This is a genomic window from Chryseobacterium sp. CG10_8 (genome assembly GCF_058117085.1).
The window spans coordinates 1-3,275 of the sequence record NZ_JBYVEB010000183.1; the positions used below are offsets into that span (position 1 = coordinate 1).

Consider the following 3,275-nt stretch of genomic DNA (forward strand, 5'->3'; position numbering starts at 1 on the left):
TTTTTTTTATAATTATTAATTTGAATATTAAATTCTTTAATTATTAATTCTCAATTAATCCTTATGGACATGTTGGTGTTGAGAAACAACTCCATTTTGTTCCATCATAGATTTTCAAACATCTCGCAGTGGTATCATAGACCATCATCCCTTCTACTGGATTAGTAATCATAGGAACTACAATCCGAGGCGGTCCCTGTCCTTCGATTTCTACTGTTGTCATTCTAGTAATCACAAATCCTTTTTTACTAGATTCTAATGCAGTAAAACCTGACTTTCTATTCAATGGCCAACCTCCGTGTGGAAGTCCTGCTCTAGTCAATAAGGTGATACCATGTTTAGTGTCTTCTGGTGTACCTGCGTTGGTGATTGGGTTGTAGCAGATACATGAGTTAACTGTAACATCGTATGCACTACCAATACCTTGACCTTGATCAGACCCTACATCTGCACTTCCTCCAGAGTTTACAATTGTTGGTACTCCATTGGTATCTACTGTTACTCCAAGATTAACCAATACTGGTTGGAAATAAGAACCACTTGTTGCTGTGGTATTTCCCCCTTGTAAAGCTCCGCTTGCTGTTACTAACATAGAATTTTCAACATTCTCATCTCCTTCAATGGCATCTGAACATCCATCGTTATCCGAATCAAGATCTAAATGATTAGGAATACCATCGCCATCTGTATCTCTCGCAATACATCCTGAAGTATGTTGGTAATTTACTACTGCTGCTACATCGCTTGAAACTTGGAAATGAGTAACTCTAAGTTTTGATATTTTCTTTCCTGCAAAACTATACTTAACGCTATTAGCTCCTCCCACATTATTATAATTGTTTGCCCCTCCGAGTCTACCTGTATAAAAATCAGTATAAGAACTAACATAGGTAGAAAGATTAACAACATCAGTACCTAAAGTCACTGCAGTAGGAGCAACCAAGTTATTATTCTCGTCATAACCTACAACATTAACCGCTTCATAAAAAGTTGTTGATTGATAAAAAAGACCCGCAACATCAAACACGTAATTATAAACAGGATAATTAAATGTATAGTCCATCACTCCCTTACTTGCTTCATTATTTTGCACATTCGATTGTGATCTCGAAGCATTAGTTCTAAATCCAGTTGAAGTAAATGTCCCAGAAGTAGAATGAGCAACCGTTAGCTGAGGCGCTGCAGTAGGAGTATAAACACTTGAATTGATTGTTACACCATTCAACGATGAAGAATTAGCTAATACATTGTAATTTGCAACAAGACCACTTAAACATATCAACTCATTACTATCCAAAATTCCATCATTGTCGTCATCTAGGTCACAATAATTACTTATCGTATCCCCATCCGAATCGGGATTAGCTGCAGTAATTGTACAAAGATCAATAGGTTGTCCACAATTATCGCTGTTAACTGTAAGATTAACATACCTAGTAATACAGCTTCCCCAAGTGATTTTAGCTACATAAGTACCATTGTAACTACTGTTCCAACTTGCTACTGGATAAGTACGGCTTGTAGATACAATAGTTCCCGCTGGATTAGTCCATGTATAAGAAGCTCCAGAATAATATGGAATTATAAGAGAATATGGAGATCCGTTACATGGTTGTACCGTATTAGAAGAGCTAATGTTACCAATGGTCTTAATTGTTACAGTAGAATTGAACGTCCCTCCGCATCCATCACTGAGAAGTAAATCATAAACCGTATTTGCTGTAAGTCCACTAAGAACTATGTTTGTACCACTAGGTGCCGTATGCCATGTTGAAGATGACTGTGGCTTATATTGCAAAACCAATGGAGCTACTCCACTTATGTCTATATATGCACTCCCCGTGGATAGAGGATTCCCAGAAGAATCTTCACAAATAACACCAACCGAAGAAGAAATAATAGGACCTGTTGCATTATTCGTAATTGTTACTGTACTACCTGGAATATAATAATATTTTGAAGCAACTCCGCACGCTTTTACAAAAAGTCTTGTTGTGTAGGTTCCAGCTGCAACTCCAGTAAAATTTCCAGTCAAGTTCGTCGCAACTACTGTTCCTGCACTATTAAGCAATTGTATTTCATAGTTAGAAGATCCATTATATGACAAAGTAGAAGAGACATCACCTCCCAATGAACAATAAGAAACCGCTGTAGAAGTAAGTGATTGCACTAATAAGTTAGGATTTGTATCAGCAATTGTAAATGTTCCTGTTCTTGTAACACCACAATTTATATAAGAAAAAGTATATGTACCTGGCAACATATTTGTCCAACACCAAAATCGACCATCAACTAATCTACCTGCAACTCCGACATTAGATGGACCTGCAGTAATTGAAATTACTGTATTTGCACGATCTGGAAGATACCCCGAAATACCTAAAGTTAATTGTGTTGTACCAGTTTGTGTCAATGCCAAAACACCACCATCACAACGCCATTTAGTATAGTTATATAAGTATATATCGGGCGTTCCAGCACTTTGTGGATTTGTAACCGTCTTAGTAACCGAATTTGCTGGAGAGCAGTTATCATATACGGTAACTGTATAGATACCAACCGGAAAAGTATTTGATGTCCAAGTTGTTTGTGTACTAGTAGACGTCTGTACGACAGTTCCACTAGAATTTCTTATTTCGATATTAACAGGGTAATTCCAAAAAGTTTGTTCAGAAAAATTGATATTAATAACCTCTCGTTCACTAGCGCCACAACCAGAAGTTGAAGATGTAGGCAAAAAATCAAAGAGCTCAGGACTACTTGATGTGCTAGAAAGATTATGAGTATAGGAAATAGAACTACCACAGGCCGTTGTTGTTGTAACATAATATGTATGAGAAGCGGAAGGCGTATAGTTAAAAGTAGTACCATCATAAATACCATCATAAAGTATGGCTCCAGAAGCATTTGTATCTCGGATAACCAGTTTCAATCCAGGTGATGGAAAGTAATTAGCGGAATTTAAAGCAGCTCCACCTGTAGTTTGAAAATACCACCAATTAGCTTTCACTTGATTATATCCACAAATAGCTGTACTTCTCCAATAAAACTGAGCTGCAGGGACAGATGCTGCTAAGGATTGTGTAAAAGTTTTAGTATTTCCACATGCATCTTTTACTCTAATTTGATACGTACCCATTGCCGAAACGTTATGTGATAACGGAAATGAAGAAATAGTACTATATGTTCCTGTAGTATCAGAAAAAGCAGGATCATTTGATAATACTACTTTGTACTGATAAGGTGCGTTACCTCCTGTAATACTATTAATATTA

At 36.8% G+C, this 3,275-nt stretch carries 1 protein-coding gene; it reads right to left on the reverse strand.

Translation table 11 applies throughout. The features are described from left to right. Positions 1–61: 61 nt before the first annotated feature. Positions 62–3,275 (reverse strand): thrombospondin type 3 repeat-containing protein (locus tag AC4AGG_RS15865; RefSeq protein ID WP_489772996.1); only part of this gene is annotated, 3,214 nt, incomplete at its 5' end.